The organism is Rhizobium sp. PvP014, assembly GCF_017876855.1.
In the GTDB taxonomy this organism is placed as follows: domain Bacteria; phylum Pseudomonadota; class Alphaproteobacteria; order Rhizobiales; family Rhizobiaceae; genus Neorhizobium; species Neorhizobium soli.
Map to the genome: position 1 here is coordinate 2,424,414 of NZ_JAGIOT010000002.1, position 25,761 is coordinate 2,450,174.

General features: G+C 61.1%; 26 protein-coding genes. 6 read left to right on the forward strand and 20 right to left on the reverse strand.

The genetic code is table 11. The features are described from left to right. Positions 1-2 precede the first annotated feature (2 nt). Positions 3-1,102, reverse strand: a protein-coding gene (locus tag J3A65_RS16330; RefSeq protein ID WP_209899056.1) for an IS3 family transposase whose coding sequence is annotated in 2 segments (ribosomal slippage) — positions 3-850 and positions 850-1,102 — 1,101 coding nt in all. Because the reading frame shifts where the segments join, the coding sequence is not laid out codon by codon here. Between the two features lie 65 nt (positions 1,103-1,167). On the opposite strand from J3A65_RS16330, the gene J3A65_RS16335 reads away from it, so the two are divergent. After that, positions 1,168-1,437: a hypothetical protein gene (locus J3A65_RS16335; RefSeq protein ID WP_209902298.1), complete on the forward strand. Its 270-nt coding sequence runs from the start codon at positions 1,168-1,170 to the stop codon at positions 1,435-1,437. Here the strand turns inward: J3A65_RS16335 and J3A65_RS16340 are convergent. Next, positions 1,393-2,337, reverse strand: a complete 945-nt coding sequence (locus tag J3A65_RS16340; RefSeq protein ID WP_192085730.1) for a 1-acyl-sn-glycerol-3-phosphate acyltransferase — start codon at positions 2,335-2,337, stop codon at positions 1,393-1,395. The two genes, J3A65_RS16335 and J3A65_RS16340, sit on opposite strands and share 45 nt — an antisense overlap. A 138-nt stretch (positions 2,338-2,475) precedes the next feature. Here J3A65_RS16340 and J3A65_RS16345 point away from each other — a divergent pair, with 138 nt between their 5' ends. Continuing rightward, a complete protein-coding gene (locus J3A65_RS16345; RefSeq protein ID WP_192085728.1) occupies positions 2,476-3,411 on the forward strand; it encodes a tyrosine recombinase XerC in 936 nt (311 codons plus the stop codon). Positions 3,412-3,489: 78 nt separating this feature from the next. Further along, entirely contained in the window at positions 3,490-4,560 is a 1,071-nt protein-coding gene (locus J3A65_RS16350) for a TraB/GumN family protein (protein WP_209902301.1), read from the forward strand. Between the two features lie 91 nt (positions 4,561-4,651). Here J3A65_RS16350 and lpdA read toward each other — a convergent pair whose 3' ends face one another. The 13 genes from lpdA to sdhC all read right to left on the reverse strand — a co-directional run bounded on the left by lpdA (position 4,652) and on the right by sdhC (position 19,721). Further along, complete coding sequence (gene lpdA / locus J3A65_RS16355; RefSeq protein ID WP_209902303.1) at positions 4,652-6,058, reverse strand: dihydrolipoyl dehydrogenase; 1,407 nt, start codon at positions 6,056-6,058, stop codon at positions 4,652-4,654. A 31-nt stretch (positions 6,059-6,089) separates the two neighbouring features. Then, a complete protein-coding gene (locus J3A65_RS16360) occupies positions 6,090-6,503 on the reverse strand; it encodes an MAPEG family protein (protein WP_209902305.1) in 414 nt (137 codons plus the stop codon). Between the two features lie 15 nt (positions 6,504-6,518). Beyond that, on the reverse strand, positions 6,519-7,766 hold the full coding sequence (gene odhB / locus J3A65_RS16365; protein WP_209902307.1) for a 2-oxoglutarate dehydrogenase complex dihydrolipoyllysine-residue succinyltransferase: 1,248 nt from the start codon (positions 7,764-7,766) through the stop codon (positions 6,519-6,521). A 61-nt stretch (positions 7,767-7,827) separates the two neighbouring features. After that, on the reverse strand, positions 7,828-10,827 hold the full coding sequence (locus J3A65_RS16370) for a 2-oxoglutarate dehydrogenase E1 component (RefSeq protein WP_062581691.1): 3,000 nt from the start codon (positions 10,825-10,827) through the stop codon (positions 7,828-7,830). A gap of 243 nt (positions 10,828-11,070) precedes the next feature. Further along, entirely contained in the window at positions 11,071-11,973 is a 903-nt protein-coding gene (gene sucD / locus J3A65_RS16375; protein ID WP_174197137.1) for a succinate--CoA ligase subunit alpha, read from the reverse strand. A 15-nt stretch (positions 11,974-11,988) separates the two neighbouring features. Continuing rightward, a complete protein-coding gene (sucC, locus tag J3A65_RS16380) occupies positions 11,989-13,182 on the reverse strand; it encodes an ADP-forming succinate--CoA ligase subunit beta (RefSeq protein WP_062581685.1) in 1,194 nt (397 codons plus the stop codon). 34 nt (positions 13,183-13,216) lie between these two features. Next, positions 13,217-14,179: a malate dehydrogenase gene (mdh, locus tag J3A65_RS16385; protein ID WP_209902309.1), complete on the reverse strand. Its 963-nt coding sequence runs from the start codon at positions 14,177-14,179 to the stop codon at positions 13,217-13,219. A gap of 173 nt (positions 14,180-14,352) precedes the next feature. Next, positions 14,353-15,516: a cell division protein ZapE gene (gene zapE / locus J3A65_RS16390; RefSeq protein WP_062462489.1), complete on the reverse strand. Its 1,164-nt coding sequence runs from the start codon at positions 15,514-15,516 to the stop codon at positions 14,353-14,355. Between the two features lie 21 nt (positions 15,517-15,537). Continuing rightward, a complete protein-coding gene (locus J3A65_RS16395) occupies positions 15,538-16,077 on the reverse strand; it encodes a protease inhibitor Inh/omp19 family protein (protein WP_062581681.1) in 540 nt (179 codons plus the stop codon). Positions 16,078-16,278: 201 nt separating this feature from the next. Beyond that, positions 16,279-17,058, reverse strand: coding sequence for a succinate dehydrogenase iron-sulfur subunit (locus J3A65_RS16400; protein WP_062462483.1), 780 nt, complete (start codon positions 17,056-17,058; stop codon positions 16,279-16,281). A gap of 17 nt (positions 17,059-17,075) precedes the next feature. After that, entirely contained in the window at positions 17,076-18,929 is a 1,854-nt protein-coding gene (sdhA, locus tag J3A65_RS16405) for a succinate dehydrogenase flavoprotein subunit (protein ID WP_209902311.1), read from the reverse strand. A 6-nt stretch (positions 18,930-18,935) separates the two neighbouring features. Next, complete coding sequence (sdhD, locus tag J3A65_RS16410) at positions 18,936-19,316, reverse strand: succinate dehydrogenase, hydrophobic membrane anchor protein (RefSeq protein ID WP_062462477.1); 381 nt, start codon at positions 19,314-19,316, stop codon at positions 18,936-18,938. A gap of 12 nt (positions 19,317-19,328) precedes the next feature. After that, entirely contained in the window at positions 19,329-19,721 is a 393-nt protein-coding gene (gene sdhC, locus J3A65_RS16415; protein ID WP_062462475.1) for a succinate dehydrogenase, cytochrome b556 subunit, read from the reverse strand. Positions 19,722-20,006: 285 nt separating this feature from the next. Between sdhC and J3A65_RS16420 the strand changes: the two genes are divergently transcribed. Continuing rightward, positions 20,007-20,501, forward strand: coding sequence for a hypothetical protein (locus tag J3A65_RS16420; protein WP_209902314.1), 495 nt, complete (start codon positions 20,007-20,009; stop codon positions 20,499-20,501). A 5-nt stretch (positions 20,502-20,506) separates the two neighbouring features. Here J3A65_RS16420 and J3A65_RS16425 read toward each other — a convergent pair whose 3' ends face one another. From J3A65_RS16425 to tsaD, 5 genes are read right to left on the reverse strand one after another with little or no spacing between them, the layout of a single operon-like run. Beyond that, the gene (locus J3A65_RS16425; RefSeq protein WP_209902316.1) at positions 20,507-21,151 is read right to left on the reverse strand and encodes a methyltransferase; all 645 of its coding nucleotides are present in this window, start codon (positions 21,149-21,151) and stop codon (positions 20,507-20,509) included. 7 nt (positions 21,152-21,158) lie between these two features. Continuing rightward, positions 21,159-21,599 carry an EVE domain-containing protein gene (locus J3A65_RS16430; protein WP_062462467.1) on the reverse strand — a complete coding sequence of 147 codons (441 nt, stop codon included), beginning with the start codon at positions 21,597-21,599 and terminating at the stop codon, positions 21,159-21,161. Positions 21,600-21,606: 7 nt separating this feature from the next. After that, a complete protein-coding gene (locus tag J3A65_RS16435) occupies positions 21,607-21,900 on the reverse strand; it encodes a YciI-like protein (protein ID WP_062462464.1) in 294 nt (97 codons plus the stop codon). Between the two features lie 20 nt (positions 21,901-21,920). Beyond that, positions 21,921-22,907: an NAD(P)H-dependent glycerol-3-phosphate dehydrogenase gene (locus tag J3A65_RS16440; RefSeq protein ID WP_209903568.1), complete on the reverse strand. Its 987-nt coding sequence runs from the start codon at positions 22,905-22,907 to the stop codon at positions 21,921-21,923. Positions 22,908-22,918: 11 nt separating this feature from the next. Further along, on the reverse strand, positions 22,919-24,016 hold the full coding sequence (gene tsaD, locus J3A65_RS16445) for a tRNA (adenosine(37)-N6)-threonylcarbamoyltransferase complex transferase subunit TsaD (RefSeq protein WP_209902318.1): 1,098 nt from the start codon (positions 24,014-24,016) through the stop codon (positions 22,919-22,921). A 66-nt stretch (positions 24,017-24,082) separates the two neighbouring features. Between tsaD and hemC the strand changes: the two genes are divergently transcribed. Further along, a complete protein-coding gene (gene hemC, locus J3A65_RS16450) occupies positions 24,083-25,012 on the forward strand; it encodes a hydroxymethylbilane synthase (protein WP_062462652.1) in 930 nt (309 codons plus the stop codon). Between the two features lie 4 nt (positions 25,013-25,016). After that, complete coding sequence (locus J3A65_RS16455; protein ID WP_062462456.1) at positions 25,017-25,730, forward strand: uroporphyrinogen-III synthase; 714 nt, start codon at positions 25,017-25,019, stop codon at positions 25,728-25,730. The last annotated feature ends 31 nt before the right edge of the window (positions 25,731-25,761 follow it).

A 25,761-nucleotide genomic window follows, 5' to 3' on the forward strand; every position in this document is an offset into this window, starting at 1 on the left:
CCTCATGCGGCCTGTTTTTCCATGGCCATTTTCATTGCGAATTCGCTGGGGGTGATATTGCCCAGCGACGAGTGCGGTCTGTTTCTGTTGTAATCCTCCTTCCATGCAGTGATTGCGGCGCGGGCCTGAGCGAGCGACGAGAACAGCGTCTCGTTCAGGCACTCGTCGCGGAAGCTGCCGTTGAAGCTTTCGACGAAGCCGTTTTGCATCGGCTTGCCGGGGGCGATGTAATGCCATTCGACCTTGCTCTCCTGGCACCATTTGAGGATGGCCATGCTGGTCATCTCCGTCCCGTTGTCCGAGACAATCGTCCTCGGTTTTCCGCGTCTGGCGATGAGACTATCCAGTTCACGGGCAAGCCTTGCGCCTGACAGGGATGTATCGGCGACCAGGCATAGGCATTCGCGGGTGAAGTCGTCAACGACGGCCAGGACCCGAAAGCGGCGACCGTCGGTGAAGGCATCGCTGACGAAGTCCAGGCTCCAGCGCTCATTGGGACGCGAGGGCAGAGCCAGAGGACGCCTTGTCCCCAAGGCTCGCTTCCGGCCGCCGCGCTTGCGCACCGTCAGCTTCTCCTCCCGATAAAGACGCCGAAGCTTCTTCAGGTTCATGACGATCCCCTGCCGGTCGAGCATGACGTGGATACGGCGATAACCGAAGCGGCGTCGTTCAGATGCCACCTTCTTCATCGCCTCACGAATGGCCGCATCGTCAGGCCGCACGCTGCGATATCGCATGCTCGACCGATCCACCGACAGAACCTCGCACGCCCGACGCTGGCTCACCCCATGCTGCGCACAGACATGAGCCACCGCATCCCGCTTCACATCGGGCGTCACCATTTTTTTGCAGCGACATCCTTCAGGATCGCATTGTCCAGCATGGCTTCGGCGAGCAGTTTCTTCAGCTTGGCATTCTCGTCCTCAAGCGCCTTCAGCTTGCGCGCATCGGACACGTCCATGCCGCCATACTTCGCCTTGTATTTGTAGAAGGTTGCGTCCGAGATGCCGTGCTTGCGGCAGACGTCCGCCGTCTTCGCGCCCGCCTCCTGCTCCTTCAATATCCCGATGATCTGTTCTTCCGTGAACCGTGAACGCTTCATTCGTCCGTCTCCTTGATGTGACGGACTCTACCAAAATCTGGAGGAAGGTCAGGGGCTCAGGTCACATGACGAATTCCGCGTCGCGCATCCACAAGCACCGGCTGCTGTTTGCACTCTCCATGCCGACGCTGACGGAAGAGGAAGAGAAAGAGAAAGAGAAACTGAGACAAAAACCGAAGCCGCAGAAGATGACGCCGACGGCGCCCGCGCGGCCGAGGCAACAGCCTGCGACATCGGCAGTGTCTGCGACCGAAGAGCGGGCGATCAAAGAGCTCGATCGCCAGCAGTATCTACGCCTGAACCGGGGCCTGGAGCGCTTCCTCGAGGACTACTGATTGTGGCACAAACTGCGCATCGCCGTCGGCTGCGAGACCGAAAACCGTATGCCGCTCCAGCGCCTTGGTGACCTCGACGACGTCACCCTCCAGCTGGTCCGGTTGGATCATGTGCCCGATGGTGAAATCGAACTGGTTGCCCTTCTTGTTGAGGAGCTCATGGAACACCGTCATGTCGCGCAGCTCGGTCGACCATTTGGCAAGCCAGTAGAACAGCCCGGAATTGCGTGCCGTCATGTGGACAGGCAGGATCGGCAGATTGTATTTGCGAGCAAGTCCGACGGCCGAGGTCTTCCACGGACGCTCGTTCAGCCGACCATTTTCCCAATAGGCGATGCGCCCGGATGGGAACAGGATCATCACCTTGCCCTCCTCGACCGCCTTGTTGGTGAGAACCAGCGTCTCGCGGGTCTTGAGCTTGCTCTTGTGATCGTCGCGCCATTCGACGGGAATGATCATTTCGGCAAAACGCGGATTGACCCGCACCGCATCGCGGTTGGCAAACACCATCAGGTCCGGACGGCGCGACTTCAACAGGTCGAACACGGCGACGCCGTCGGCAATGCCGGTCGGATGGTTGCTGACGAGGATGAAACCGCCCTTTTCGGGGATCCGCTCCTCGTTTTTGACCGAAAGCTTCAGCTTCAGATGCGCGCTCAGATATTCGAAACACTGGTAGCCGGACTTCGGCGCAATGTCGTCGGCGAACTCGATCGCCCGGCCGTAGCGCAGCAGCGTGTAGAGAAACGGACGCATGACCGGCCAGAACGGACTGCCGACGATCCGCTTGCCCCGCTCGGCGATGAGCGTATCGACGATGTGGCCCGGACGCCCTTGAGATACGCGTGCGATGGCTTCGGCGACCTGGCCGAAGCTCGTCATGGAATCACGGCGGTCCATTAAAACTCCTTGAAGCGGGTCCCCACTGAAGCAGGCCCGCATGATATTACAATGGCAGAGTTACTGCGCCTTTAGGGATTCCGTAACGTTGCTGGGAGCAATCTGGGGCGGCATGCCACGGAAATCAACGTCGCCCTCATGAACGAACTGCTCATTATCGCTGCCCCCGATCTCCTCGAGAGGCGCCGCGAATGGCTGGAAAGCCTGAGTGGCGAGCGCCGGCTCTCGCCCAACACGCTCGACGCCTATGAGCGCGACACGCGGCAATTCCTGACTTTTCTGACCACGCACCTCGCCGGACCGCCGACGATTGCCGATATCCATACGCTGCGTCCGGCAGACTTGAGAAGTTTTCTGGCTGCACGTCGCCGCGAAGGCTCCGGTGCGCGTTCGCTCGGCCGTCACCTCGCGGGACTGCGGTCGTTCCTGCGGTATCTGGAGCGCAAGGGACTGGTGAACGCCGCAGCAGCCGGTGCCATCCGTGCCCCGCGCCAGCCGAAATCGCTGCCAAAGCCGCTGACTGACACCCAGGCTCTGAACATCGTCACCTCAGAGGCGCAACTACACGAGGAGCCGTGGATCGCGGCACGGGATGCAGCCATCCTGACGCTGCTCTACGGCTGCGGCCTGCGCATTTCCGAAGCGCTGGGCCTGACGCCCGCCGATGTCGACGCAGGCGCAACCTCCCTTCGCATTCTCGGCAAAGGCGGCAAAATGCGCATCGTGCCGCTGCTTCCGGTCATCCTCGAAGCGGTCGAGACCTATAGGAAACTCTGCCCCTACCACCTCGCCGCCGATGCCCCGATGTTCCGCGGTGCGCGCGGCAAGACGCTTCAGCCGGCGATCATCCAGCGCGAGATGCAGAAGCTCAGAAGCGCGTTCAACCTGCCGGACAGCGCCACGCCGCATGCGCTGCGCCATTCGTTTGCGACCCATCTTCTCGCCGGAGGCGGCGATCTGCGCACGATCCAGGAACTGCTGGGACATGCCAGCCTTTCCACCACGCAGGTCTATACGGGCGTCGATACGTCGAGACTGCTCGAAGTCTACGACCGCGCCCACCCAAGGGCATGAACCCATCCTTAACCACATCGGTTAAGCAGCTGTTCGAGCCGTGCCGCTAGGGTGATCCCAACAATTGGGACTGATGACATGATCCGCAGCATTTTCGCCGGCACAATCCTTCAACGCGCCCAGACGGCGGCGCTTTGGTTGCTTGCCGCCCTGCACGTTCTGCTGCTGGCCTCGGTCTGTCTCGTGATCACATCGCTTGCCGCCCGCGCAGAAACGGCGGCCTGCACCGGGCGGGACCTGATCGCGGAGATGAAGGCCAACGATCCGGCCGCCTATCGGCAGGTTGTCGCAGAGGGCGAAAAAATCCCCAACGGCCGCGGCATCTTCTGGAAAATCGAGAAAGCCGGCCTCCCCCCGTCCTACCTTCTCGGCACCATGCATGTGACCGATCCACGCGTTCTGAAAATGCCTGAGGGCGCAGATGCCGCGCGCGCGGATGCAAAGACTATCGTCGTCGAGTCGGACGAAGTGCTCGACGAGCAGAAGGCAATGGCCGGCATGCTGTCCAAGCCGGAGCTGACGATGTTTACCGATGGCACCTCGATCGAGAGCCTGCTGACGAAGGATGATCTCGCACTTCTCAGCGATGCCCTGAAACAGCGCGGCGTGCCGCTCGCTGCCGTCTCAAGAATGAAGCCCTGGCTGCTGATGGGCCTCGTCTCGATGCCCGCCTGCGAGATGGCCCGCAAGACCCAGAACACCCCTTTCCTCGACAAGCAGCTGGCGCTGGATGCGGCGAAAGCCGGCAAGTCGGTGAAGGGGCTTGAGACCTTTGCCGAGCAGCTTTCGACGTTGGCTGCCATTCCGGTCGATATCCACATGAAGTCGCTGATCGAGGCGATCAAGCTCGGTCCCAAGCTGGACGACGTGTTCGAGACGATGACCGGGCTCTATCTGTCCGGCGACATGGGCATGACCATCCCCTTCCTGAAGACCGTCGTGCCTGAGGGCGAGGACGATGATAGCGGCTATGCCGAATTCGAGGAACTGGTGGTGCGCAAGCGCAACCTGCTGATGGCCGAGCGCGCATCCCCTATCCTTAACGAAGGCAGCACCTTCATCGCCGTCGGCGCACTGCACCTGCCGGGCGTTGACGGTCTCGTCGAGCTGTTGCGCAAGCAGGGTTTTACAGTCACCGCTGTGAACTGAGCCCTCTGGCGAGGGACGTACACCCGTCAACCGGACACAAAAAAACCGGCCCTGTTACGGGGCCGGTTTTCCGATGCGATATTGTCGCCGATCACATATGGATCGGCTTGGCAAAGGTCGCGAGTGCGGCTTCCTTCACGGCTTCCGACAGGGTCGGGTGAGCGTGGCAGGTGCGGCCGAGATCTTCGGACGAACCGCTGAATTCCATCAGTACGGCAATCTCGTGGATCATGTCGCCGGCGCCGAAGCTGACGATGTGGCCGCCGAGAACGCGATCGGTTTCCTTGTCGGCGAGGATCTTGACGAAGCCGTCGGTGGCGAGCATCGCGCGGGCGCGACCGTTCGCCGTGAACGGGAACTTGCCGACCTTGTAGGCGATGCCTGCAGCCTTCAACTCTTCTTCCGTGCGGCCGACCGATGCCACTTCCGGCTGGGTGTAAACGACAGACGGAATGACGTCGTAGTTCACGTGACCGTGCTGGCCGGAGAGGATTTCTGCGAGAGCGACGCCCTCGTCTTCAGCCTTGTGGGCCAGCATCGGGCCCTTCACCACGTCGCCGATCGCGTAAATGCCGGCAACATTGGTCTTGTAGCCGCCGTCGATTTCGACGCGACCGCGATTGTCGAGCGCAACGCCTGCTTCTTCGAGGCCAAGGCCTGCTGTGTATGGCTTGCGGCCGGTGGAGATCAGCACGACATCGGCTTCGAGGCTGACGGCATCGCCACCCTTGACCGGCTCATAGGTGACCTTGGCGCCGGTTTCAGTCTTCTCGACGCCGGTAACCTTGGCTTCGGTGCGGATGTCCATGCCCTGCTTGGCCATCATGCGCTGGAACTGCTTGGAAACGTCCGCGTCCATCGAGCCGAGCAGCTTGTCGAGATATTCGATCACGGTGACCTTGGCGCCGAGACGCGACCAGACCGAACCGAGCTCCATGCCGATGACACCGCCGCCGACAACGATCATGTTGGCCGGGACCTTGTCGAGCGTAAGACCGCCCGTCGAGGAGACGATGACCTTCTCGTCGATGTCGACATTGACGCCCGGGATGCCGGCGATGTCGGAGCCGGTGGCGATGACGATGTTCTTCGTCTCGATTTCCTGGATCTTGCCGTCTTCACCGGTGACCGAAACCTTGCCGGCCGAGACGATCTTGCCGGTGCCGATGAAGCCGTCGATCTTGTTCTTCTTGAACAGGAAGGCAACGCCGTCGGTGTTCGACTTTACCGTCGCATCCTTGTGGGCCATCATCTTCGAAAGGTTCAGCGTGGGTGCAGGGACCTCGACGCCGAGTTCTTCCACGCCATGCGCCACATGCGCAAACATTTCCGAAGCATGCAGCAGCGCCTTGGAGGGAATGCAGCCGATGTTGAGGCAGGTACCGCCGTAGGTGGAGCGCTTTTCGACGACAGCGACCTTGAGGCCGAGCTGCGCCGCCTTGATTGCGCAGACATAGCCGCCCGGGCCGGATCCGATTACGACAACATCATAAGCCATCAGACTATCCTTTTGATTGAGCAGGAGGCGGTCACACGAACAGTGCGATCATCATCAGCGCGAGGCCGACGAGGCTGACCAGCCATACAAGCGAGCGGACATACGGAATGCCCTTGAGATAAAGTGGAATGTAGACGATCCGCGCCACCAGCCAGACCGCAGCCCCGAACAGACCGAAGCCCGACGAGTCACCCGTGAGGATCATCGCCAGGAGAAGTCCGACAAAGGCAGGATAGGTTTCCTGGTAGTTTCGCGAAGCGCGGGCCGTACGACCGGCCATCACGCTCTTGGGTTCGTTGTCGCCGTCACGCGGACCGGCATTCCATGCCGTGCCGCGATCCTTGGTGGCGAAATTTCCCTGCAGCAGAATATGCACGAGAAGCAGGACGACGCTCAGGCACAGAAGTACCAGAAGATAGGTCGCATTGGCTGAAGCGGCGTCCATTATGCTCTCCGCAAATTACAGATCGAGAACCAGACGTTCCGGATCTTCCAGGCTTTCCTTGACGCGAACCAGGAAGGTGACCGCTTCCTTGCCATCGACGATACGGTGATCGTAGGACAGTGCCAGATACATCATCGGACGGATCACGACCTGGCCGCCGATCGCAACCGGACGCTCCTGGATCTTGTGCATGCCGAGGATACCCGACTGCGGCGCGTTGAGGATCGGCGACGACATCAGCGAACCGTAAACGCCGCCATTGGTGATGGTGAACGTACCGCCCTGCATGTCTGCCATCGACAGCGTACCATCGCGGGCGGCCTTGGCGAGACGGCCGAGTTCCTTTTCGACACCGGCGATCGAGCGCTGGTCGGCATCGCGGATGACAGGAACGACGAGGCCCTTGTCGGTGCCGACGGCCATGCCGACGTGGCAGTAGTTCTTGTAGATCAGGTCAGTGCCGTCGATCTCGGCGTTGACGGCCGGCAGTTCCTTCAGCGCGTGCGTGACCGCCTTGGTGAAGAAGCCCATGAAGCCCAGCTTCACGCCGTGCTTCTTCTCGAAAACGTCCTTGTATCGGTTGCGAAGGTCCATCACAGCCTTCATGTCCACCTCGTTATAGGTGGTGAGCATGGCGGCGGTGTTCTGCGCATCCTTGAGGCGCTTGGCGATCGTCTGGCGCAGACGCGTCATCTTCACGCGCTCTTCGCGCGATGCATCGTCAGCCGACGAAACCGGGCGCGGAGCTGCCGGAACCGAAGCCGGAGCAGCCGGGCCCTTGGAAATGGCAGCGATCACATCGCCCTTGAGCACCTGACCGCGCTTGCCGGAACCGTCGACATCCGAGGTGGAGATGTTGTTGTCGGCAGCAACCTTGGCGGCAGCCGGTGCTGGCGGCATGGACGAGCCACCGGCAGGCGCTGCGGCGGCAGCAGGTGCCGGGGCAGCAGCTGCGGGTTCGGCAGCCTTTGCCGGAGCGGCTTCCGCCGGCTGTGCAGCCGGTGCGGCAGTGCCGGCACCAGCACCGCCGGCCGAGATCTGGCCGAGCAGTGCGTCGAGGCCGACGGTCTCGCCGTTCTGGGCGACGATCTCTGTCAGAACGCCGGAGGCTGGAGCTGGGACTTCGACAGTAACCTTGTCGGTTTCCAGTTCGACCAGCGGCTCATCGGCCTTGACCGTGTCGCCGACCTTCTTGAACCAGGTGCCGACGGTTGCCTCGCTAACGGACTCGCCGAGGGTAGGGACGCGGATTTCGGTGGCCATGATCTATTTTCCGTGTTTGTCAGATATCGTTTCGGAGCAATTGGTGGAGACGGCTGATAAATCAGCCGCCGAGAGCGTCTTCGAGGAAGGCTTCCAGCTGTGCCAGATGCTTGGACATCAGGCCGGTTGCAGGCGATGCTGCCGCCGGACGGCCGGTATACCGGACGCGCTGATACTTGGCATCGATATGCGCCAGAACCCATTCGAGATACGGATCGATGAACGACCACGAACCCATGTTCTTCGGCTCTTCCTGGCACCAGACCATTTCCGCATTGCGGAAGCGGCTGAGCTCGTTGATGAGCGCCTTGGCCGGGAACGGATAGAGCTGTTCGATGCGCAGCAGATAGATGTCGTCGATGCCGCGCTTTTCGCGCTCTTCCAGCAGATCGTAATAGACCTTGCCCGAACACATCACGACGCGACGGATCTTCGCATCCTTCTGCAGCTTGATCGGACCGTCCTTGATCATCTCCGCGTCGTCCCACAGCAGGCGGTGGAACGAGCTTTCGCCCGCCATTTCCGCCAGCGTCGAGGTTGCGCGCTTGTGGCGCAGCAGCGACTTCGGCGTCATCAGGATCAGCGGCTTGCGGAAGTCGCGCTTCACCTGACGGCGCAGGATGTGGAAGTAGTTTGATGGCGTCGTGACGTTTGCGACCTGCATGTTGTCTTCGGCGCACATCTGCAGCCAGCGTTCCAGGCGAGCGGAGGAGTGCTCCGGACCCTGCCCTTCGTAGCCGTGCGGCAGAAGGCAGACGAGACCCGACATGCGCAGCCACTTGCGTTCGCCCGATGAAATGAACTGGTCGAACACGACCTGCGCGCCGTTGGCGAAGTCACCGAACTGGGCTTCCCAGAGCGTCAGCGCGTTTGGACGCGCCAGCGAGTAGCCGTATTCGAACCCGAGCACCGCTTCTTCCGACAGCATCGAGTTGATGACTTCGTACTTGCCCTGGCCAGCCTGAAGGTTGGAAAGCGGGATGTAGCGCTCTTCGGTTTCCTGATCGTATAGAACCGAGTGACGCTGGGAGAACGTGCCGCGTTCGCAATCCTGACCCGAAAGACGGATCTTCGTCCCTTCGACGGTGAGCGATCCAAACGCCAGCGCTTCCGCCATGGCCCAGTCGATCCCTTCACCGGTCTCGATCATCTGCGCACGGTTATCCATGAAACGCTTGATCGTACGGTGGGCGTTGAAGCCTTCCGGAATGGTCGACAGCTTGCGGCCGATCTCTCTCAGATCCTTGATCGGCATCGCGGTCTTGCCGCGGCGCTGCTCGTCCGCATTGTCGGCGGAGCGAAGACCCGACCACTGGCCGTCAAGCCAGTCGGCCTTGTTGGGCTTGTAGCTCTGGCCGGCCTCGAACTCTGTTTCGAGATTGGCGCGCCAGTCGGCCTTCATCTTCTCGAATTCGCCTTCGGTGATGACACCTTCGCCGATCAGACGTTCGGCATAGATCTCCGCCACGGCCTTGTGCGCGCGGATGACCTTGTACATCTTCGGCTGCGTGAACGCAGGCTCGTCGCCTTCGTTATGGCCGAAGCGGCGGTAGCAGAACATGTCGACCACGACCGGCTTGTGGAACTTCATCCGGTATTCGATGGCGATCTTGGCCGCGTAAACGACCGCTTCCGGATCGTCACCGTTGACGTGGAAGATCGGCGCCTCGATCATCTTGGCAACATCAGACGGATAAGGCGACGAACGCGAGAAGCCAGGATTGGTGGTAAAGCCGATCTGGTTGTTGATGATGACATGCATCGTGCCGGCCACGCGGTGGCCGCGCAGACCCGACAGGCCGAGAATTTCAGCCGTCACGCCCTGGCCGGCAAAGGCTGCATCGCCGTGCAGCAGCAGCGGCAGAACCTTGGCGCGCTCGGACAGCGGAATGATGTTGTCCTTGTCCCAGACCTTGGTCAGCATGTCCTGCTTGGCGCGGGCCTTGCCCATGACGACAGGGTTGACGATTTCCAGGTGAGACGGGTTGGCGGTCAGCGACAGGTGAACCTTGTTGCCGTCGAACTCGCGGTCCGACGAGGCACCCAGATGGTATTTCACGTCGCCCGAACCCTCGACTTCGTCGGGCTTGAACGAACCGCCCTTGAACTCGTGGAACACGGCGCGATGCGGCTTGCCGAGGACGTTGGTCAAGACGTTCAGACGACCGCGGTGGGCCATGCCGAGGATGACTTCCTCGAGGCCTTCCTGACCCCCGCGCTTGATGATCTGCTCCAGCGCCGGGATGAGCGATTCACCGCCATCCAGGCCGAAACGCTTGGTGCCCTTGAAGCGCACGTCGAGGAACTGCTCGTAGCCTTCGGCTTCGACCAGCTTCGAAAGGATCGCCTTCTTGCCTTCAGGCGTGAACGTGACGCCCTTGGCGGGACCTTCGATACGCTCCTGGATCCAGCCCTTTTCCTCGGGGTTGGACATGTGCATGAATTCGACGCCGATGGTCGAGCAATAGGTGCGCTCGAGGATCTCGATCATTTCGCGAACGGACGCGTATTCAAGGCCGAGAACGTTGTCGATGAAGATCTTGCGATCGTAATCGCTCTCTTCGAAGCCGTAGGACTTCGGCGACAGCTCGTTGTAATCGTCGACCGGGCTCGCGATCCCGAGCGGATCGAGCTTGGCGTGCAGATGGCCGCGCATGCGGTAGGCACGGATCATCATGATGGCGCGAACGCTGTCGCGGGTCGCCTGCAGAACGTCGGTCTGCTGCACCGGCTGGCCGGTCACTGCAGCGGATGCTTCCGCCTTCGCCTTGACCTTGGTCTCGATCGCCTTTTCGACGATCGGCCAGTTGCCGTCGAGTGCCGAGATCAGATCGCCATTGGCGGGGATCGGCCAGTTCGAACGTTTCCAGGAGGCGCCCTGCGCGGCCTTCCTGACATCTTCGGGGCTGTCTGCCAGCGCCTTGAAGAAGGCCTGCCATTCCTCGGAAAGCGACGTTGGATCACTTTCGTAGCGCCCATAGAGCTGCTCGATATAGGCAGCGTTCGCACCATCGAGGAAAGACGTGATGAGGAACTGTTCGTTGGCTTCTTGCCGTGCCATTGCTTCCCGCGGGCGCCGCGCCCGCCTCCTGACCTGATCGGCACCGGATGAATTGACCGGAAACCGCATTCTCTGACGTATGGCTCGATACCGCTGCGAGCGGCGCCGCTCTTTAGTAAACCTACCTCGGGTAGACCTACCCTGGAGCGACTTACCCGCAGGTCGCATGCAGCAACCCGCGGGTCATTTGATGTCTGGTCCATCGCCGTCTATCTATCGGCGATGGGTGACCTTTATGTGGCGTTAGCCCTTGAGGACTTCAACCAGCGTCGTGCCGAGACGTGCCGGCGAAGGCGAAACCTTGATACCGGCTGCTTCCATGGCAGCGATCTTGGATTCCGCATCGCCCTTGCCGCCGGAAACGACAGCACCGGCATGGCCCATGGTGCGGCCCTTCGGAGCGGTCCGGCCGGCGATGAAGCCTGCCATCGGCTTCTTGCGGCCCTTCTTGGCTTCGTCGATCAGGAACTGTGCCGCTTCTTCTTCAGCCGAGCCGCCGATTTCGCCGATCATGATGATCGACTGCGTGGCTTCGTCTGCGAGGAACATTTCCAGGATGTCGATGAACTCGGTGCCCTTGACCGGATCGCCGCCGATGCCGACAGCCGTCGTCTGACCGAGGCCTTCGTTGGACGTCTGGAACACGGCTTCGTAAGTCAGCGTGCCGGAGCGCGAGACGATACCGACCGAACCCTTGCGGAAGATCGAGCCCGGCATGATGCCGATCTTGCATTCTTCCGGCGTGAGAACGCCCGGGCAGTTCGGGCCGAGCAGGCGCGAGTTGGAACGGTCGAGGCGAGCCTTGACGCGAACCATGTCCATGACCGGAATGCCTTCGGTGATGCAGGTGATGAACGGGATCTCGGCTTCGATCGCCTCGATGATCGCGTCAGCTGCACCGGCCGGCGGAACGTAGATCACGGACGCATCGGCGCCGGTCTTTTCCTTGGCTTCGGCGACGGTCGCATAGATCGGCAGGCTTTCGCCCTTCGAACCGGTCCAGGTTTCGCCACCCTTCTTCGGATGGATACCGCCGACCATCTGCGTGCCGTAGTAGGCAAGCGCCTGTTCGGTGTGGAACGTTCCGGTCTTGCCGGTCAGGCCCTGAACCAGGACCTTGGTATTCTTGTTAACGAGAATAGACATTATCAGGTCCCCAAATTAGGCTTTGATCGCCGCGACGATCTTCTTGGCAGCATCGTCGAGATCGTCAGCAGCCGTGATCGCAAGACCCGATTCGTTGAGGATCTTCTTGCCCAGCTCGACATTGGTGCCTTCGAGGCGCACGACGAGCGGAACCTTGAGGCCGACTTCCTGAACCGCTGCGACAACGCCTTCGGCGATGACGTCGCACTTCATGATGCCGCCGAAGATGTTGACGAGGATGCCCTCGACCTTCGGGTCAGCCGTGATGATCTTGAAGGCTGCAGCGACCTTCTCCTTGCCGGCGCCACCGCCAACGTCGCAGAAGTTTGCAGGCTCTTTGCCGTAAAGCTTGATGATGTCCATGGTCGCCATGGCGAGACCGGCACCGTTGACCATGCAGCCGATGTTGCCGTCGAGCGCCACGTAAGCGAGGTCCCACTTGGAGGCTTCGATTTCCTTGGCGTCTTCTTCCGACTCGTCGCGCAGCGCCTTGACGTCGTCATGGCGGAAGATCGCGTTGCCGTCGAAGGACATCTTGGCATCGAGAACGCGCAGGTGATCGTCCTTCATGACGATCAGCGGGTTGATCTCGAGGAGCGCCATGTCCTTCTCGTTGAAGGCCTTGTAGAGCAGCGGGAACAGCGACTTTGCATCTTCCGCAGCAGCACCCGACAGTTCAAGCGCCGAAGAGATCGCAGCGATGTCTGCTTCAGTCACGCCGGCTTCCGGATCGATCGCGATCGTGTGGATCTTCTCGGGCGTGTCGTGAGCGACAGCTTCGATGTCCATGCCGCCTTCGGTCGAAACGACGAAGGCAACGCGGCCGACCGAGCGGTCGACGAGCAGCGAGCAATAGAGTTCGCGGGCAATGTCTGCGCCATCTTCGATATAGAGGCGGTTGACCTGCTTGCCGGCATCACCGGTCTGCGCAGTTACCAGCGTGTTGCCGAACATTTCCTTGGCATGGCTCTTAGCTTCATCGATCGAGAAAGCCAGGCGAACGCCGCCCTTGGCTTCCGGTCCGAGTTCCTTGAACTTGCCCTTGCCGCGGCCACCTGCGTGGATCTGGCTCTTGACCACGTAAAGCGGACCCGGCAGCTGCTTTGCAGCAGCTTCGGCTTCTTCTGCGGAGAAGATTGCAACACCTTCCGCAACCGGTGCGCCATAACCCTTCAGGAGGGCCTTGGCCTGATATTCATGAATGTTCATCGACGTATCCTTAAATCCGTGCGCCCGAAGGCGATTACTTCAGCGCAGGCGCGATATTGATGCAGGCTTCGCAGAGAGCCGAAACAGCGCCGACCGACTTCGCGAAGGCAGCTTCTTCGTCTTTGTTGAATTCGACTTCGATGATCCGCTCGATACCACCGGCACCGATGATCGTGGGAACGCCGACATACATGTCCTTCACGCCGTACTGGCCGGACAGGTAAGCAGCGGCAGGCAGAACGCGCTTCTTGTCCTTGAGGAAGGATTCGGCCATCTCGATCGCCGAAGCAGCCGGAGCGTAGTAGGCAGAACCGGTCTTCAGCAGGCCGACGATTTCAGCGCCACCGTCACGGGTGCGCTGGATGATTTCTTCGAGACGCTCGGCAGTGACCCAGCCCATCTTGACGAGATCGGTGAGCGGAACGCCGCCAACGGTCGAGTAGCGGGCGAGCGGCACCATCGTGTCGCCGTGGCCGCCGAGAACGAAGGCCGTGACGTCCTGGACGGAAACGTTGAACTCTTCCGACAGGAACAGGCGGAAACGAGCCGAGTCGAGCACGCCGGCCATGCCGACGACCATGTTCTTCGGCAGGCCGGAGAACTTCTGCAGCGCCCAGACCATCGCGTCGAGCGGGTTGGTGATGCAGATGACGAATGCGTTCGGGGCGTATTTCTTGATACCGGCGCCGACCTGTTCCATCACCTTCAGGTTGATGCCGAGCAGATCGTCGCGGCTCATGCCGGGCTTGCGGGCAACGCCGGCAGTGACGATGCAGACATCAGCGCCTTCGATGGCGGAATAGTTGCTGGCACCGGAAAGCTTGGCGTTGAAGCCTTCGACGGGACCGGACTGGGCAATATCGAGGCCCTTGCCCTGCGGGATGCCGTCAGCAATGTCGAAGAGGACGATGTCGCCCAGCTCCTTCAGGCTGGCAAGATGTGCCAGCGTGCCACCGATCATGCCCGAACCAATAAGTGCAATTTTCTTGCGCGCCATCGAAAAGCTTCCTCTCAAGACTTTACCTGCGTCAAGTCATAGCAGGTTCACGTGCGGCGCCACCGATAGCGCCATATCGGAAAAATCGCAATCGATTATTTCGGAGTGATATTTTTCAATCGGTTAGATACCAATTACCTTACGTAAACGTAAGAACTTCTGTCATGAAAGTGTCAGGCTTCTTGACGCTTTGCGTTGTGCAGAGCGAGGTAATCGGCGCTCCGCATCTCCCAGAGACGGGAAATTGTTCGATCGAACTCGAACCCCTCGGTGCCGCGCTTCTCCAACAAAAGCTGATCCGGTTCGCTCGCGGCCGAGACGTAGAGTCTGACCGAATGGTCGTAGAACGCATCGACGAGATTGATGAAGCGCTTGGTTGCGTTGCGCTTTTCGGGTCCGAGCTGCGGGACGTGCTCGATGAAGACAGCGTCAAAGCGATCGGCGATCGCCAGATAGTCCGACGCGCCTAGCGGTTTTTCACACAAGTCCGAGAAGCTGAACCGTGCAGCCCGGCCGGACGCCAGCGGCACCTTGATGGTGCGACCTTTCATCGGCAACTCGACGGGGCTCGCCTTCTCGCCGTCGATCACCTGATGCCAGGTGTTCTCGATCGCCAGATCCGCTTGGGGGCTGAGAGGCGTCACATAGACGGGCAGGCTCGCCAGCTTCTGCATCCGGTAGTCGGTTGGCGAGTCCAGCGTGACGACATCCACGTAGCGGCCGAGCAGCGCGATGAACGGCGTGAACAGACCGCGGTTGAGGCCATCCCTGTAGAGATCGTCGGGGGCTACGTTCGATGTCGCGACGAGAACGCATCCAAGGCCGAACAATTCCGTGAACAGACGTGCAAGGATCATCGCATCGGTGATATCGGTCACCGAGAATTCGTCAAAGCAGAGAAGTTCCGCTTCTGCGAATAGGGCCGCAGCGATCGGCGGCACCGGATCTGCCTGTTTCGTCTCGCCGCGTTTCAGCTTTTGACGGTGCTCGTGGATACGTCCATGCACGTCGGCCATGAATTCGTGAAAGTGCAGACGCCGCTTTTTTGCGATGGATGCCTTCTTGAAGAACATGTCCATCAGCATGGTCTTGCCGCGACCGACGCTGCCATGCACATAGAGCCCGCGGATTTCCCGCGGCTTGCCGCCACCGCGGGCAAACAGCCAGCCGAGAGCACTCGTCTTCTTGGCTGGCTTCGTGTCTCTGAAGCATTTGAGAATGTGGTCGAGCTTGGCGGCCACCTGCATCTGCGCAGTGTCCGGAGTCAGCACCCCGGACGCCGCCAGTGCCTTCAGCTCTTCACCGACGCTCGATGTGTAGTCCGGGATCGGCTCCACCCTGCCGCCTCCGCAGACCGTTTACCGGCTGAGACCGAGAGGCTGGCCCGAATTGGTGGTGCCGTCGAAACGGGTATCGCCGCTCTTGTAGACGCGGCCGATGACGTCGCCGGCGCGGTTCTTGAACTGAACCATCTTGCCCGACACTTCCCACGAACCCATCGTCGTCAGTTCGCCGGAGCAGCCACGGGTGCCGCCGCGCGATCCGCTGCCGAGATTGGTGAGCGTCAGGAACATGTCGCAGGACGAGCCGCCATTGGCAACGCGCCAGTTGCCGACCATCTGCTGCTTGGTAATATCGAGAGCATTGGCAGGCGCCGCAGCATTCGGATCGACGGATGCCATCTGCTGGCCACCCTGAGGCGCCGTCGGATATTGGGCTGCACCACCCGGAGGTGGAAGCTGGCCGCCCTGCACACCCTGAACAGGCTGTGCCTGAAGCGGCGCGGGCCGGGAGGGCTGTGCTGGCAGATCAGCATAAGAGGAGGTATTGGACGTCCGCTGGCAACCGGCAAGAGCCAGCGCAAGAACAACGCCTGTCGCCACATATCTGAACTGCATCACAAAACTCCTGCTTTCAGCCGCATCTCTGCATGGAACTGATCCATTCAATTGAGACGGAATTACCGTAAAAGGACTTAGTTAATCAAGTCATACCGGCGCTATTTGGCGAAGGCACGACAACTGTCACGATTACGCGAGCTGTTTTAATCGAAAAATCCCGACCGTGCGTCTGCAGGGTCGGGATACTGTAAGGTTTTACTAGACGCGGCGCTCGACCATCATCTTCTTGATTTCGGCAATCGCCTTGGCAGGGTTCAGACCCTTCGGGCAGGTCTGCGCGCAGTTCATGATCGTGTGGCAGCGATAGAGCCGGAACGGATCCTCGAGATTGTCGAGGCGTTCGCCCTTGGCTTCGTCTCTGGAGTCGATCAGCCAGCGATAGGCCTGAAGCAGAACAGCCGGACCGAGATAGCGGTCGCCGTTCCACCAGTAGCTGGGACAGGATGCCGAGCAGCAGGCGCAGAGAATGCACTCGTAGAGACCGTCGAGCTTCTGGCGGTCGTCGTGGCTCTGCTTCCACTCCTTGGCAGGCGTCGGCGAGACGGTCTTCAGCCAGGGCTCGATCGAGCGGTGCTGGGCGTAGAAGTTCGTGAGATCCGGAACCAGGTCCTTGACCACAGGCATATGCGGCAGCGGATAGACTTTGACCGTTCCCTTCACGTCGTCCATGCCCTTGGTGCAGGCAAGCGTGTTGGTGCCGTCGATGTTCATGGCGCAGGAACCGCAAATGCCTTCGCGGCACGAACGGCGCAGTGTCAGCGTCGGGTCGATATTGTTCTTGATGTAGAGAAGACCATCGAGAACCATCGGGCCGCAGTCGTCGATATCGATGTAGAACGTATCGATGCGCGGGTTCTGGCCGTCATCCGGGCTCCAGCGGTAGACGCGGTATTCCCGGACGTTCGTGGCACCATCCGGCTTCGGCCAGACCTTGCCTTCGGTCATCTGGGAATTCTTGGGCAGAGCGAGTTCAACCATGTTCCAGTTTCCTCAGATCAATACACGCGCGCTTTCGGCTCGATCTTGTAAGGATCGATGCCGTCGGCGATCAGGTCCGTGTGGACCGGGCGATAGTCGAGCTTCACGTCGCCCGCGTCGTTGACCCAGGCAAGCGTATGCTTGCGCCAGGTCACGTCGTCGCGGCCGGAAAACGCGCCGTCCGTATAGTCCTCGCGTGCGTGAGAACCGCGGCTTTCCTTGCGCGCTTCGGCGCCGTAGACCGTGGTGATCGCGTTCGCCATCAGGTTATGCAGTTCGAGCGTTTCGACGAGATCCGAGTTCCAGATCATCGAATGGTCGGTGACCTTCACGTCGCGCATTTCGCCCCAAATTGCCGACATGCGCTTGCAACCGGATTCCAGCGACTCCTGTGTGCGGAACACGGCGGCATCATCCTGCATGGTGCGCTGCATCTTGTCGCGCAGGATCGCCGTCGGCGTGGAGCCGCTGGCGTGGCGCAGGCTGTCGAAGCGGTCCATGATCTTGTCGCAGGCGGCCGTGTTCAATGCCGGGATTGGTCCGACGCGGTCGATCACCTGGCCGGCGCGGATGGCGGCAGCACGGCCGAACACGACGAGATCGATCAGCGAGTTGGAGCCGAGACGGTTGGCACCGTGCACCGAGGCGCAACCCGCTTCACCGACGGCCATAAGGCCGGGCAGGATGCGTTCCGGGTTGTTGCTGTCGGCATTCAGCACCTCGCCCCAGTAATTGGTCGGGATGCCGCCCATGTTGTAATGCACCGTCGGCAGAACCGGGATCGGCTCGCGCGTCACGTCGACGCCCGCAAAGATCTTGGCGCTTTCTGAAATGCCGGGAAGGCGTTCGTGCAGCACGGCCGGATCGAGATGGTCGAGATGCAGGAAGATGTGATCCTTGTTCTTGCCGACGCCGCGACCTTCGCGGATTTCAAGCGTCATGCAACGCGAGACCACGTCACGCGAGGCCAGATCCTTCGCGGAGGGCGCATAGCGCTCCATGAAGCGCTCGCCCTCGGAATTCACGAGGTAGCCGCCTTCGCCGCGTGCACCCTCGGTGATGAGACAGCCCGAACCATAGATGCCGGTCGGGTGGAACTGGACGAATTCCATGTCCTGAAGAGGCATGCCGGCACGCGCCACCATGCCGCCGCCGTCGCCGGTGCAGGTATGGGCGGAGGTTGCCGAGAAATAGGCGCGGCCGTAACCGCCGGTCGCCAGAACCACCATCTTGGCGGTAAAGCGATGGATCGTGCCGTCGTCGAGGTTCCAGGCAACGACGCCTGTGCAGCGACCATCATCCGACATGATCAGGTCGAGCGCGAAATACTCGATGAAGAATTCCGCGTTGTGCTTCAGCGACTGGCCGTAGAGCGTGTGCAGGATGGCGTGGCCGGTGCGGTCAGCGGCAGCGCAGGTGCGCTGCACCGGCGGGCCTGCACCGAAGTTCTGCATGTGGCCGCCGAACGGGCGCTGGTAGATCTTGCCTTCTTCGTTGCGCGAGAAAGGCACGCCGTAATGTTCGAGTTCGTAAACGGCCTTGGGTGCTTCCATGACCATGTACTGCATGGCGTCAACGTCGCCAAGCCAGTCGGAACCCTTGACGGTGTCATAGAGATGCCACTGCCACGAATCGGGTGTCATGTTCTGCAGCGAGGCGGCAATGCCGCCCTGCGCTGCGACCGTGTGCGAACGGGTCGGGAAGACCTTGGTGATGCAGGCCGTCTTGAAGCCCTGTTCGGCCATGCCGAGCGTGGCGCGCAATCCTGCACCGCCGGCACCCACGACGATCACGTCGTAGGAATGGTCGACATAGGTATAGGCCTTGCCGGTCTGAGAGGCGCCTGGAGCGATGGGGGTGACGGATGCCATGACGGATTATCCTACGAAAGCGATCTTCAGAACGGCGAACAGACAAAGCCCGGCGATCAGGATCGAGAAGAATGTGTTGAGCATGACGAACAGGACCTTCGCGAACTCGCTGTGCACGTAGTCCTCGATGATGACCTGCATGCCGAGCTTCATGTGGATGATGCCCGAGATCACGACAAGGCCCATGACAACAGCGACGAACGGGTTCGACAGCGCCTCGACCACTTCGGCAAACGGCTTGCCGGCATAAATGATCATGAAGATCACGAAAAAGGTCATCAACGGCACGTTGGCGACGGCGGTCATCCGCTGGCGCCAGAAATGTTCGGTACCGTCTTTGGCGGAGCCCAGTCCGCGGACCTTACCGAGCGGGGTGCGCATATCCATGGAAGCTGTTCCTTAGCGAACGATGAAGCCGACCACCCAGACCAGCACGGTCAGACAGAGCGATGCGATGATGTTGGCGATGGCGAGCTTGGTCGAAAATTCCTTCTCGAAGCCACGGCCCAAGTCCCACATGAAGTGGCGGAAGCCGCCGAGCATGTGGTGGATCAGCGCCCATGTATAGCCGAGAAGAACCAGCTTGCCGGGAATGCTGCCGAGCGCCCAGTTGGCCCAGTCGTAGTAAGCCGGGCCGCTTGCTGCAGCGATCAGCCACCACGCGACAAGGATCGTGCCGAAATACAGAGCGCCACCGGTGATACGGTGAACGATCGACATGACCATTGTGGGGATTGGCTTGTAGATTGAGAGATGCGGCGACAGAGGCCGGTTGTTAGTCACATTCGCCATCAGAACCTCGCGGCGTCGTAATGCGTCAAAGAGCGGGAGCCCTTGGCAATGCACGCTGCCGAGAAAATGTGCATTGCATCATTCGCGTGGTTTAATCTTGGAATTCCCCAACGACAAGAACAATTCTAAACGATCGAGAATTTAATCGATTGTGTTTTTCTCAAGGTCTCGGGTTTTCCAGATCGCGGCACGATATCTGGCAAACCCGAACAATTGGTTTCTTGCCAGAAACCCGCTTTCGCTCCATGTTAATGTTTCGTTAACCTGTGTGTCGCGGAGTTCGTCATGATCAGTCACCGGATCAAGCCCCTTGTCATCGCCGCAGCAGCGCTCGTAGCCTTCGCATCGGTCGCTTCTGCGGCAGATCGCAGGCATCACCATCAGGGCTATGCCGACCGTGGATACGACAGAGGCCATCGCCACCAGTTCGTCGAAAACAATCGCTGGGATCGCCAGGGTGACGGACGACGCAACCGTCCTGCCGAGATCAACCGGATGACCCGTACTTACGCATCGGGTCGCTTTGATCGGGGCTCGTCATCCTTCACGCGCGGGATTGATACTTATGCAGGTTCGATCCAGGCATACTCGGTCCCGGGCAATGGGACCTATCTTGTGCGCGACGATATCTACTGGCCGCAGCAGGAACGCCGCAGTGTGGCACTCGCCCCGAAAGCCAAGGTGATCGATGTGGCGCAGGAGATGGGCGGCAACGCGGTGGCCTCGAACAAATCCTGCTCGTTTGAAGCCGGCGTCTGCGTCATTCGCGGCGGCCGATAGTCGTCTCAGGCGAACTGCCACACGGTCGTCTTTTTGACCTCGCTGTCTTCAAGTGCCCGGGTGACGGGTACCTGGTAGACGGCCATCTCGGTAAGCCGATCCTTGGGGCAGTAGCTCCTGCCGGGATCACCGACCAGAACGACCTTTCCCGCTTCCGATAACCGGGTAAACCACGGTATCAACAGATCGGCCATGCCGCGATCGTAGAACACGTCGCCGGCGAGCAGCACATCCGCCTCGATCTCTCGCCCGATCAGATCTTGCGACGTGAAGGATATAGAGACGTCGTTCTCTGCAGCGTTGAGCCTCACCGCCGCTTCCGTCCAGGGATCGATATCGGCGGCGAGCACGTGGGCTGCAGCAGCCTGTTTTGCCGCAATCGCCACCAGCCCGGATCCCGATGCGAAATCCAGCACCCGCTTGCCGGCAACTGTATCGGGATGATCGAGAATATAGCGGGCGAGCCCCTGCCCGCCGGCCCAGGCAAAGGCCCAGAACGGCGGCGGCAGACCGATTGCCTGCAACTCTTCCTCGGTCTTCAGCCAGAGGTCATGCGCCTCGGTCGCCAGATGAAGCCGGATCTCCGGAACATGCGGCGGCGCGGTCACATCCGTGTTGGCGAGGATGAAGGTCGCAGGGTCGGTTTTCAAGGACGCGTCAGTCCGGCGAGCGGGGCGGGTTCTTGACACCACCCAACCGGCAGATCTCGAGATATTCCTCTTCCGTCACCGGCTGCACCGAAAGCCGCATCGAGGTGACCAGCGCCATCTTTTCGAACTGCGGATTGGCTTTGATATCCTTCAGTGTGATCGGCTTCGGCACGTCCTCGACGGCGCGAATATCGACGCAGTCCCACTTCGGATCGCCCTTGGCCGAGGAATCCGGATGCGACAGCGCGCAGACTTCGACGATGCCGACGATCTCCAGCCCCTCGTTCGAGTGATAGAAGAACCCCTTGTCGCCAATCTTCATGGCCCGCATGTTGTTGCGGGCCTGATAGTTGCGCACGCCGGTCCATTCCTCGCCAGCTTTTCCCTTGGCCTTCTGCTGCTCCCAAGACCAGACATCCGGTTCGGATTTATAGAGCCAATAGGCCATGGTTATCTCACTCCGCAGGCTTGTTGATCGTCCAGTTCCACGGCTTCACATCGACCGTCTCGAACAGGCCGGCGAGGTAATAGGGATCGGCCTCGGCAAGCGTGCGGGCAGCCGCCATATCGGCGGCTTCAACCACGACCAGGCTGCCATTCGGCTTGCCTTCATCGTCCAGGAAAGGACCGGCAAACTTCAGCGTGCCGTCGGCATTCAGCTTGTTGAGATGTTCGAGATGGACCGGACGGGTTTCCATCCGGACGTTGAGATGGCCGGGCTTGTCGGTGCAGAGGAAGGCAAACAGCATCGTTCTCTCCTTGGGTTGATCTATTCCGTCGTGATCGGGCGGGTCATCAGGCGTTCCATCGCGTCAGCCACGCCAAGCCGTCCGTCGATGATCGCGGCAACGGCCTCCGTCACCGGCAGATCGACGGAGTGGGTCTGCGCGAGCTGGGCAGCGACCGACGCGGCAAAGGCGCCTTCGACCAGCGGTCCGCTGGACGCCGATGCCGGCTGCCCCTGCCCGAGCGAAATGCCGAAGCGCAGATTGCGGGACTGGTGGCTGGTACCGGTAAGCACCAGATCGCCGAGACCGGACAGGCCCCGCACCGTATCCGCCTTGCCGCCCATCGCCTCGACCAGACGCGACATTTCCGCAAGTCCGCGCGAAATGAGCGCGGCACGGGCCGAATCACCAAGGCCTGCGCCCTCGACGATGCCGCAGGCAATCGCCAGCACGTTCTTCATCGCCCCGCCGAGCTGCACGCCGATCCGGTCGGACGAGGCGTAAAGCCGGAAGGTCCGGCTGGACAGCACGGTCGCCAGACGCTCCGCGAGCAGTTGGTCCTCCGCCGCAAGCGCCATCGCCGTCGGAAGCCCCCGCGCGATGTCGAACGCAAAACCGGGACCGGAGAGAACCGCGATCTGGTGATCTGGAAGCGACGTTTCCAGCACGTCCGTCAGCAGACGGCCCGACATGCGGTCGATGCCTTTGGCACAGGTAACGACCGCCGCATCCTTTGCGAGATATGGACCGTAATACCGCGCCGCATCGCTCTGCGCCTGCGACGGCATGGCAAACAGCACGATGCTCGCCTCCGAGATGGCGTCGGGTTCGGCTGAAAATTCGAGATCATCCGGCAGCTGCACGCCGGGAAGTGCCGCATCATGCACCCGGTCGTTTTGGAGATCGGCCATCAGGCCGGTATTGCGGCCGATCAGCGTTACCGGGTGACGACCTTCGAGCGCGATGACGGCTGCCAGTGCCGTGCCGAAGGCGCCGGCCCCGATCACGACGATCCGTTCCTGCGGCATCTCTGCCCCGTTCATGCCTTGGCACCCCGTTTGCCGGAGCCAAGCAGCGTCTGCGCATTGGCATCCAGCGGCCAGCGTGAGCGCGGCGCGACATCCATCCCGTCGAACGGCATGTCTTCGGCCAGACGTTCAAGCCCTGCCCAGGCGATCATGGCCGCGTTGTCGGTGCAAAGTTTCATCGGCGGCGCAATAAAGCGAAATCCGTGTTCGATGCAGAGCGCCTGCAGCGTGCGGCGGATCTCCTGGTTGGCGGCAACGCCGCCCGCAACCACCAGCGCAGGACCGACATCCAGATGGCCAAATTCCTTGGCAAACCGCGCAAGTCCACGCCCGATCCGGTCGCGCAGCGTTCGCGAGATCGCCTTCTGGAACGAGGCGCAGATGTCGGCGATATCCTGCTCGGACAGCGGCGCGATCTCGGTCGCGGCCTGACGCACGGCGGTCTTGAGACCGGAGAAGGAAAAGTCCAGCCGGGCTTCACCAACCAGCGGCCGCGGCAATTGAAAACGATCGGGATTGCCCGTCAGCGCCGCCTTCTCGACGGCCGGACCGCCCGGGTATGGCAGGCCAAGCAGCTTTGCCGTCTTGTCGAAGGCTTCGCCCAGCGCATCGTCGATCGTGGTGCCCCAGCGCTCATAATCGCCGACGCCGCGCACAAGAACCAACTGCGTATGGCCGCCGGAGACCAGCAGCATGAGATAGGGGAACGACAATCCGTCCGTCAGCCGCGCCGTCAGCGCATGTCCCTCGAGATGGTTGATCGCCATCAGAGGCTTGCCGGTGGCGCGCGCAATCGCCTTCGCCGTCATCAGCCCGACGATCAGTCCGCCGATCAGGCCGGGACCGGAGGTCGCCGCCACCGCATCGATCTCATTGAGCGAGACGTCGGCGCGCGAAAGCGCCTCCTCGATCAGGCCATCCAGCGCCTCCACATGGGCGCGCGCCGCAATCTCGGGCACGACGCCGCCATAGGCGCTGTGTTCGTCGAGTTGCGAGAACACGACATCGGAGAGGATTTCGCCACGACCGTCCTCGTGGCGCACGACAATGGCGGCCGCGGTTTCGTCGCAGCTTGTTTCAATGCCGAGGATGCGAAGAAATGCCGCCATGACCTATCGTTGATTGAAGAGGAAAACAGGTTTACGAGGGCTTCCGGTAACAATGGAATGACGCGGATGCAAACAAAACCTTTCCGGATAGGAACGCGGGGCAGCCCGCTGGCGCTCGCCCAGGCGGCCGAAACCCGTGCACGGTTGATGGCAGCCCATGACCTTCCGGAGGAAATGTTCGAAATTGTCGTCCTGTCCACGACCGGCGACCGCATCACCGACCGCGCCCTGAGCGAGATCGGTGGCAAGGGCATGTTCACGCTGGAACTGGAAGAAAAGCTCTCATCCGGAGATCTCGACTTCGCGGTCCATTCCTCAAAGGACATGCCGACCAAGCTTCCGGAGGACCTTTACATCTCCGCCTACCTGCCCCGCGAGGATATCCGCGACGCCGTGATCGGCCGCACGGCGCCGAGCCTCAAAGCCCTGCCAGATGGTGCGACCGTCGGAACCGCATCGCTTCGGCGCCAGGCGCTGGTGCGCCGTCTCCGTCCCGATATCCAGGTCGCGATTTTTCGCGGATCGGTCGGCACGCGCCTTCGCAAGCTCAATGAAGGCCATGTGGACGCGACGCTTTTGGCGTATGCCGGGCTGAAGCGGCTGGCCCGCGAGGAAGTTGCGACCGAACTGCTCGACCCCGTCGATTTTCCGCCAGCGCCTGCACAGGGCGCGATCTGCCTCGAGAGCCGCATCGGCGACACGGCCATCGATGACCTGCTGAAAGCCGTCAACGACTGTCCCACCTTTGACGCGGTCAGTTGCGAGCGCGCGTTTCTGGCAGCCCTCGATGGCTCATGCCGGACGCCGATTGGCGGCTACGCGATCTGCGACGGTGATCATCTGAAATTTTCAGGCCTGATCCTGACGCCGGACGGATCGACCGAACATGCGGTCGACATCAGCGGCCGACGGGCGGATGCGGAAACGCTTGGTCGCCAGGCCGGAGAAACCGTCCGCGCCGCTGCCGGACCGGGCTTCTTCGAAGGCTGGGTCTGACGCCATGCGGGTCATCGTTACCCGCCCTGACCATTCCGCCCGGCGAACCGCAGCACGGCTCGAAACCCTTGGCCATCAGCCGGTCTTCCTGCCGCTCACCCGCGCCGAGCATCACCTGGAGATCGCCCGAGAAGCGCTGTCCGAACCCCATTCCGCACTTGTCGTGACCAGCGCCGAAGCCGTTCGCGTGCTTGGCGAACTTGGACACGAACTCCGGCATCGCCTGTCCACGCAGATATACGCCGTCGGCGAAGCGACCGGCGAGGCAGCACGCACCCTCGGCTTTACCGATATCCGCTGCGGCGATGGCACCGGGCATGATCTGGTGGAGAGGATCGCCCAGGATGTCGGCGAAACATCCAGTCTCCTCTATCTTGCCGGCAATCCGCGTTCGCCGGATTTGGAGGACGGGTTACACGCCCGCGACATCGCCTGCAAAACGATCGAGATCTACCGGATGGTCAAGGTCGGCTACCGGACCGAGATCATCGAACCACTTCTGACCCGTCCGGCGGCCGACGCAGTCCTTCTCTATTCGCGCCACAACGCCGCGCTGTTCTTCGAACTCGTGCAGCCGTTTGCAGCCTCGATCGAACATTTGCAGGTCATCTGCCTCAGCAAAAACGTCGCTACCGCGGTGCCTGAAAAATTTCATCCTGCTATCTTCGTCGCTGAAACACCCGACGAAGACGCACTTTTCGCGTTTCTTTCACCATAGTGCCAAGCCAAATTCTCTCGCTCCCCTTTCC

Excerpts from the sequence above, each read along its gene's own strand:
- tsaD (WP_209902318.1), bottom strand. The coding sequence starts at position 24,016 with ATGGCGGCATTTCTTCGCATCCTCGGCATTGAAACAAGCTGCGACGAA.
- sdhA (WP_209902311.1), bottom strand. The coding sequence starts at position 18,929 with ATGGCATCCGTCACCCCCATCGCTCCAGGCGCCTCTCAGACCGGCAAG.
- sdhD (WP_062462477.1), bottom strand. The coding sequence starts at position 19,316 with ATGGATATGCGCACCCCGCTCGGTAAGGTCCGCGGACTGGGCTCCGCC.
- J3A65_RS16435 (WP_062462464.1), bottom strand. The coding sequence starts at position 21,900 with ATGCTGTTTGCCTTCCTCTGCACCGACAAGCCCGGCCATCTCAACGTC.
- sucD (WP_174197137.1), bottom strand. The coding sequence starts at position 11,973 with ATGTCTATTCTCGTTAACAAGAATACCAAGGTCCTGGTTCAGGGCCTG.
- mdh (WP_209902309.1), bottom strand. The coding sequence starts at position 14,179 with ATGGCGCGCAAGAAAATTGCACTTATTGGTTCGGGCATGATCGGTGGC.
- J3A65_RS16430 (WP_062462467.1), bottom strand. The coding sequence starts at position 21,599 with ATGGCCTATTGGCTCTATAAATCCGAACCGGATGTCTGGTCTTGGGAG.
- J3A65_RS16350 (WP_209902301.1), top strand. The coding sequence starts at position 3,490 with ATGATCCGCAGCATTTTCGCCGGCACAATCCTTCAACGCGCCCAGACG.
- hemC (WP_062462652.1), top strand. The coding sequence starts at position 24,083 with ATGCAAACAAAACCTTTCCGGATAGGAACGCGGGGCAGCCCGCTGGCG.
- sucC (WP_062581685.1), bottom strand. The coding sequence starts at position 13,182 with ATGAACATTCATGAATATCAGGCCAAGGCCCTCCTGAAGGGTTATGGC.
- J3A65_RS16440 (WP_209903568.1), bottom strand. The coding sequence starts at position 22,907 with ATGCCGCAGGAACGGATCGTCGTGATCGGGGCCGGCGCCTTCGGCACG.
- J3A65_RS16370 (WP_062581691.1), bottom strand. The coding sequence starts at position 10,827 with ATGGCACGGCAAGAAGCCAACGAACAGTTCCTCATCACGTCTTTCCTC.
- J3A65_RS16400 (WP_062462483.1), bottom strand. The coding sequence starts at position 17,058 with ATGGTTGAACTCGCTCTGCCCAAGAATTCCCAGATGACCGAAGGCAAG.
- J3A65_RS16360 (WP_209902305.1), bottom strand. The coding sequence starts at position 6,503 with ATGGACGCCGCTTCAGCCAATGCGACCTATCTTCTGGTACTTCTGTGC.
- J3A65_RS16345 (WP_192085728.1), top strand. The coding sequence starts at position 2,476 with ATGAACGAACTGCTCATTATCGCTGCCCCCGATCTCCTCGAGAGGCGC.
- sdhC (WP_062462475.1), bottom strand. The coding sequence starts at position 19,721 with ATGGCGAATGTGACTAACAACCGGCCTCTGTCGCCGCATCTCTCAATC.
- J3A65_RS16455 (WP_062462456.1), top strand. The coding sequence starts at position 25,017 with ATGCGGGTCATCGTTACCCGCCCTGACCATTCCGCCCGGCGAACCGCA.
- odhB (WP_209902307.1), bottom strand. The coding sequence starts at position 7,766 with ATGGCCACCGAAATCCGCGTCCCTACCCTCGGCGAGTCCGTTAGCGAG.
- J3A65_RS16395 (WP_062581681.1), bottom strand. The coding sequence starts at position 16,077 with ATGCAGTTCAGATATGTGGCGACAGGCGTTGTTCTTGCGCTGGCTCTT.
- J3A65_RS16420 (WP_209902314.1), top strand. The coding sequence starts at position 20,007 with ATGATCAGTCACCGGATCAAGCCCCTTGTCATCGCCGCAGCAGCGCTC.
- J3A65_RS16335 (WP_209902298.1), top strand. The coding sequence starts at position 1,168 with ATGACGAATTCCGCGTCGCGCATCCACAAGCACCGGCTGCTGTTTGCA.
- lpdA (WP_209902303.1), bottom strand. The coding sequence starts at position 6,058 with ATGGCTTATGATGTTGTCGTAATCGGATCCGGCCCGGGCGGCTATGTC.
- J3A65_RS16340 (WP_192085730.1), bottom strand. The coding sequence starts at position 2,337 with ATGGACCGCCGTGATTCCATGACGAGCTTCGGCCAGGTCGCCGAAGCC.